Annotated in this window: 4 protein-coding genes; 3 read left to right on the top strand and 1 reads right to left on the bottom strand. The window is 65.4% G+C overall.

All coding sequences use genetic code 11. The features are described 5' to 3' along the window. Positions 1 to 291: 291 nt before the first annotated feature. Complete coding sequence (locus P1J78_RS23975) at positions 292 to 1,026, bottom strand: FadR/GntR family transcriptional regulator (protein ID WP_275569896.1); 735 nt, start codon at positions 1,024 to 1,026, stop codon at positions 292 to 294. 150 nt (positions 1,027 to 1,176) lie between these two features. On the opposite strand from P1J78_RS23975, the gene P1J78_RS23970 reads away from it, so the two are divergent. From P1J78_RS23970 to P1J78_RS23960, 3 genes are all read left to right on the top strand, one after another. Further along, positions 1,177 to 3,111 carry an ABC transporter substrate-binding protein gene (locus P1J78_RS23970; protein ID WP_275569895.1) on the top strand — a complete coding sequence of 645 codons (1,935 nt, stop codon included), beginning with the start codon at positions 1,177 to 1,179 and terminating at the stop codon, positions 3,109 to 3,111. Between the two features lie 140 nt (positions 3,112 to 3,251). Then, a complete protein-coding gene (locus P1J78_RS23965; RefSeq protein WP_275569894.1) occupies positions 3,252 to 4,238 on the top strand; it encodes an ABC transporter permease in 987 nt (328 codons plus the stop codon). Next, positions 4,231 to 5,376: ABC transporter permease (locus P1J78_RS23960; protein ID WP_275569893.1), on the top strand; the 1,146-nt coding region annotated here is incomplete at its 3' end. The genes P1J78_RS23965 and P1J78_RS23960, both read left to right, overlap by 8 nt.

The raw sequence follows: 5,376 nt of genomic DNA, 5'->3' as shown, positions 1-5,376 counted from the left end.
TCCAAGGTCGTTCTCCTCACGGCTAATATCCATGAGGCCACCATACCGGACCTCGTTCGCCACCGGAGAGCGACCGCCGCAATCACACCATGTCGATGCCGCGTTCGGCGAGCATGTCCGCAACGTCGCGATAGCTCAGCGCAAACCGTAAATGGAGCCAGACGGCGTGCTGGGTGATCGCTGGTGGAAACCGGTGGCGAGCGTATGTGAGCGGACGCATGACGATGTTTACTGTCAGGCCACCGCGATCACCACCCGGTTAACGTGACAGTGCCTCTAGGGCCCACGCATCTAACCTTTCGCCGTCCCCTTGAAAATGCGCCCTTCCGAGGCGCTGAGATGTCGTTCCATTGCCGCCCGCGCCCGGGCCGGGTCGCCCGACGCAATGGCGTCGAGCAGCTTGCGATGCTCTGTCTGCATGTTCTGCTTGGCGCTGACGTAGCCGGAGGGCGAGAGCGCGCGCACGAACTGGCCCATGAAGCGCATCTGCGGGCGCAGCATCGCGAGGCTTTCCCCGAGGAACCGGCTGCCCGACAGTCGGGCGATCGCGGCGTGGAACCGGATGTCGAGCTCGATCGTGGCCTGGCCGGCCTCGATGTCGGCGTCGATGCCCCGGAGCACCTCTTGGAGGTCTTCAATGGCCTGGGGCGTGGCGCGCTCGGCCGCGCGGGCCGCCGATTCGCCTTCGAGGAAGCGGCGGAAGCGAAAGAACTCCGTGATGTCGTCGATGCTGCCGAGCGGCGCGTAGCCCGCTTCCTGCGTGGCGCGCCCGACGCTGACGAAGCTGCCGGCGCCGCGGCGAGACACGATCAGCCCGGCCTCGCGAAGGCGGGCCAGGGCGGCGCGGATCACCGGGCGGGAGACACTGAATTCGGACGCCAGGTCGTTCTCGGTCGGAAGGCGTTCGCCCTGGGCATAGATGCCGGCCTGAATGCGGCCGAGCAGATCCTGGTAGATCCGCTCATCCAGGCGCAGGGCGGGTGTGATGCCGCCGTCATGCAGTTCTGTCGCTTTCGCATCCGACACGGGGCGCACCCTCTATGAATCCGGGCCATTTGCCAACCAGATTTACAACCCATTACATCATGCACAAATTAGTTTGACAACTTCGGAGATCATTTGGCACGCTTTCCGAGGTGGGACCACCGTGAGTCCCCATCGAAGGGAGGATAATCGATGTCACTATTCTGGCGCACTTTGCGCCCGCTTACCTATGTCGGCGCGGCTGTCGGTGTGATGGCCGGCCCATTGGCCGCGCAGGAATATCACCAGGCGCCGGTGCTCGACGCGCTGGTCGATGCCGGCGAACTGCCGCCCGTCGAGGAGCGGCTGCCTGACAGCCCCGAAGTGATCGAGCCGCTCGAATCGATCGGCACCTATGGCGGCAAGCTACGCCGCGTGCTGGGCGGGTCGAACGACCACAACTCGATCCTGCGCTTCGTGGGCCCGCAGGGCCTGACGCGCTGGGCGCCGGACTTCTCCGAGGTCGTGCCGAACGTCGCCGAGAGTTGGGAGACGAACGAGGAAGGCAACGAGTTCACCTTTCACCTGCGCGAAGGCATGAAGTGGTCCGACGGCGAGCCGTTCACCGCCGACGACATCATGTTCTTCGTCAACGATCTTCTGCACAACGAGGAGTTCTATCCGAACCCGCCGGCGCGGTTCGTCGTCGACGGCGAGGCGATGACGGCGGAGAAGGTCGACGACTACACCGTCACGCTGAAATTCGCCGCCCCCTATGGCACCTTCCTGACCGAGTTGGCGACGCCGCTGGCGCAGGAGCCGGTGCTGTGGGCCAAGCACTACTGCCAGCAGTATCACCCCGCCTACAACGAGAACGTGCAGGAGATGGTCGAGGAGACCGAGGCGGTCGAGGACTGGCCGGCGCTGTTTCGTCTGAAATGCGGCGAGGTCGAGGCGCCGAACCGCTGGGCGAATGCCGAGCGCCCGGTCCTGGACCCGTGGGTCGTGACCGGTGACGGCTACTCTGCCGGGGCCACGCAGGTGGTGATGACGCGGAACCCGTATTTCTGGCAGGTCGATACCGAGGGCAACCAGCTTCCGTATATCGACACGCTGGAGATGAACGTCGCCCAGGACAACGAAACCCTTGTTCTCGAAGCGATTGCCGGCAATATCGACATGCAGCGGCGCCGGATCTCGGGGCTGGGCAACAAGCCGGTCTTCGCCGAGAACGCGGACAAGGCGAACATCGATATCCTGGACATGGTGAACTCGAACTCGAACACCATGGCGATCCACTTCAATCACACGCACAAGGATCCCATGATGCGCGACGTGCTGCGCAACAAGGACGTCCGCATCGCGCTGAGCCTGGGGATCGACCGCGAGGAGATCATCGACATCGTCTACCAGGGCCAGGGCGAGCCGTGGCAGATCGGGCCGCGCCCGTCGCACAAGCTGTACAACGAGCAGTTGGGCCGGCAGTACACCGAGTACGACCCCGACCGCGCCAACGAGCTGCTGGACGAGGCCGGGTTCGCCGAGCGCGACAGCGAAGGCTACCGGCTTCTGCCGAACGGCGAGCGCTTCGTGTTCGACGTGCAGTACACCGGCATCGAGCAGCCCGACTGGGGCGACGCGCTGGAGATCATCGCGGAGCAGTGGGAAGAGCTCGGCATCGAGCTGAACATCTCGTCGGTCGAGCGGTCGATCTACTACAGCCGCGGCGAAGCCAACGAGCATGACTTCATGGTCTGGGGCGCACCCGGCGGTCTGGACCCGACGCTCAGCCCGCGCGACGTGCTGGCCGTGCATCCGCAGGCAAGCTGGTTCGCGATCCCGTGGGCCCGCTGGTACCTGTCCGGCGGCGAGCAGGGCGAGGAGCCGACCGAGTCGATGAAGACGCGGCTGGCGCTGTACGACGAGTTCAAGCAGGAGCCCGATCAGGAGGCCGCGATGGCGATCTTCCGCAGGATCCACCAGATGGCCGCCGACGAGTTCGAGATCATCGGCGTGTCGCTGGCCCCGAACCTGGTGGGCGTGGTCAAGCGCAACCTGATGAACGTGCCGGACCAGATCCCGTCGTCGTGGATGTATCCCGACCCGTTCCCGACGCTGCCCGTCACCTACTACTGGGCCGAGGAATAAGTCTGACAACCCGGCGCGCGCGGCACCTGTCGCGCGCTCCGGGACGGACCGCCGGAGGGGCGCCCTGACGCGCCCCTCCGCCATCCCCCGAAACACCGAAGGGCGCGTGCCCGCGCGCACCGCACCCCGAGAGTTCCGATATGCTTTTGCGCTATATCCTGAAGCGGCTCCTCTGGATGGTCCCCTTCCTGTTCGCGGTCTCCGTCGTCGCGTTCCTGCTGATCCAGGCGCCGCCGGGCGACTACCTGACCACCTACATCGCCAAGCTGGGCGAATCGAACGAGGTGCTGGACCAGGCGTCGATCGAGAACCTGCGCGAACGCTTCGGCCTGGATCGACCGCTCTACGTGCAGTACTTCAAGTGGGTCTGGAACCTGCTCCAGGGCGACTTCGGGATGAGCTTCGAGTGGCGCCAGCCGGTGAGCGACCTGGTCTGGGAGCGGATGGGCCTGACGATCACCCTGTCCTTCGCGACCCTGCTGTTCACCTGGGCCGTGGCGTTCCCGATCGGCGTCTATTCCGCCGTGCACAAGTATTCCATCGGCGACTACATCGCCACGACGCTGGGCTTCATCGGCCTGGCCACCCCGAACTTCCTGCTCGCGCTGATCCTGATGTATATCGGCGTGGTGCATTTCGGCGCCGACGTGGGCGGGCTGTTCTCGAACGAGTACAAGAATGCCCCTTGGTCTTTTGCGAAGGTGATGGACCTGATGCAGCACCTGTGGCTGCCGATCATCGTGCTGGGCACCTCGGCCACCGCGTCGCTGATCCGGATCATGCGCGCCAACCTCCTGGACGAGCTGAACAAGCCCTATGTCGACACCGCCCGCGCCAAGGGCCTGTCGGAGTTCTGGCTGATCATGAAGTACCCGGTCCGCGTGGCGCTGAACCCGTTCATCTCGACCATCGGCTGGGTGCTGCCGCAGCTGGTCTCGGGCGCCGTCGTCACCGCCATCGTGCTGTCGCTGCCCACCGCCGGGCCGCTGATGCTGCAGTCGCTGCTGGCGCAGGACATGTATCTGGCGGGGGCCTTCGTGCTGCTGCTGTCCTCGCTGACCGTGGTGGGCATGCTGATCTCCGACATTCTCCTCGTCCTGCTGGACCCGCGAGTGAAATATGACTGACACGACCGAGACGTCTCCGGCCAACAGCCTGAACGCCGCGCCCGACGACGGCACCGACACCGCCATCGTCAGCCAGACCGGCCATGCCGCGCATGACGTGGCGATCGCCAGCCAGTGGCAGCTGATCTGGTGGTCGTTCCGCCGGCACCGCCTGGCCATGGTCGGGCTGGTGGTGATCGCGATCCTCTACCTGATCACGGCATTCTGCGAGATCGTGGCGCCCGACGACCCGACCGACCAGAACCGGCGCGCGGTGTTCCACCCGCCGCAGGCGATCCATTTCATCGACGACACCGGGGATGGCTGGCGGATCAAGCCGTATGTCTACGAGATGGACCGCCAGCGCGACCCCGACACCTTCGCGATCAGCTACGTGCCGTCGGGCGAAAAGATCTACCTGGAGTTCTTCGGCCGCGGCGCGGAATACAAGCTCTGGGGGCTGTGGGACTGGGACGTCCACCTCTTGGCCACCGAGAACCCTCGCGACCAGTTCTTCCTGTTCGGCGCCGACCGGCTGGGCCGCGACATGTTCAGCCGGGTGATGTACGGCACGCGGGTGTCGATGTCGATCGGCCTGGTCGGCGTGGCGATCTCGATGGTGCTGGGCATCGCGCTGGGCGGGGCCTCGGGGTATTACGGCGGCCGCGTCGACGCGCTGATCCAGCGGCTGATCGAGTTCACGCTTTCGCTGCCGACGATCCCGATCTGGCTGGCGCTGGCGGCCGCGCTGCCGCCGTCATGGCCGATCTACCTGCAGTATTTCGTCATCACCCTGATCGTGTCGCTCGTTGGCTGGACCGAGCTGGGCCGCGTCGTCCGGGGACGCTTCCTGGCGATGAAGAACGAGGATTTCGTGGTCGCGGCGCGGCTCGACGGGGCGTCGGAGAAGCGGATCATCTTCCGGCACATGCTGCCGTCGCTGACCAGCCACATCATCGCGTCGCTGACCCTGGCGATCCCGTTGATGATCCTGGCAGAGACCGGGCTGTCGTTCCTGGGCCTGGGCCTGCAGCCGCCGGCGATTTCCTGGGGCGTGCTGCTGAAGGAGGCGCAGAACATCCGGTCGATCAGCCAGGCGCCGTGGCTGTTCATTCCCGGCGGCTTCGTGGTGGTCGCGGTGCTGGCCTTCAACTTTCTT

Origin of the sequence: Psychromarinibacter sediminicola, from assembly GCF_029168335.1 — a bacterium.
Classification (GTDB): domain Bacteria; phylum Pseudomonadota; class Alphaproteobacteria; order Rhodobacterales; family Rhodobacteraceae; genus Psychromarinibacter; species Psychromarinibacter sediminicola.
Note: the sequence above shows the minus strand (reverse complement) of the source record. Positions and strands in the feature narration are given on the sequence as shown.